This is a genomic window from Pseudomonas defluvii, assembly GCF_001695625.1.
Taxonomy (GTDB): Bacteria; Pseudomonadota; Gammaproteobacteria; order Pseudomonadales; family Pseudomonadaceae; genus Aquipseudomonas; species Aquipseudomonas defluvii.
This window is the reverse complement of record NZ_MBPN01000296.1, coordinates 1-862: the sequence shown is the minus strand read 5'-3', so window position 1 is coordinate 862 and position 862 is coordinate 1. Positions and strand designations below refer to the sequence as shown.

Genomic DNA, 862 nt, shown 5'->3' with positions numbered 1-862 from the left:
GCGTGACCGAGCCAGCTCGCACCGCATCCATCCGCGAGCGGCCACCAGTCTCTGGTGGTGGATGCTTTCGCCTTATCAACCCATCGCGGGGTTACGCACCTTTCCCCGCAGCGTGGGACTGGCGTGTCTCCGCTTCATCCCTATGGAGATTCACCATGAGCACCACGTCCAACGAGAAATCGTATTTCGACCTCCACACCTCGGGCATCGGTTACATCCAGCGTGTCCGTGAAGTGCCTGTTCGGGGCGGCCGCCGTGCGCAGCCTTTTCTGGCATGCACCATCGCCGCGCTGGTCGGTTCCGCAAAGGACCCCAGCTATCGCTATTTCGATGTCAAGGTCTCGGGTGCCGAGGCCAAGAAGCTGGTCGAGCGCTGCATCGGCGTTGACGATCCCAAGCAGCGCCCGCTGGTGCGCTTTCGCCTCGGCGACCTGTGGGGCGATGCGTACATCCGCGACAAGGGCGAGCAGAAAGGCCAAGCCGCCGCGTCCCTCAAGGCGCGACTGCTCAAGGCCGAGCCACTTGACCGAGCCGAACTGGCTTCGATCAGGCATCACGAGCTGATCACCCGCGGCATCGGCTACCTCAGCCGTCCGAAGGACGTCACGCCCAAAGATGGCGACCCGTTCCTCTCTTGCACCGTCGCCGCGCTGGCCGGGCCTGTCGATGAACCGGAGTATCGGTACTTCGACACCATCGTTACCACCCCTGAAGCCGAGCATCTGGTTCGCCGGTGCGTGCAGGCCATCGAAGGGGACTGCAAGGTGCTGATCGCCTTCCGTCTCAACGACATGAAGATCGATCCGTACATCCGCACCAAGGGTGAACGCGCTGGGGAACCGGCCGCAAGCCTGGAATCGAC

At 63.2% G+C, this 862-nt stretch carries 1 protein-coding gene; it reads left to right on the top strand.

The features are described 5' to 3' along the window. Positions 1 to 155: 155 nt before the first annotated feature. The coding region (locus tag EKA13_RS27410; RefSeq protein ID WP_065762054.1) for a DUF3577 domain-containing protein at positions 156 to 862 on the top strand (707 nt) is incomplete at its 3' end.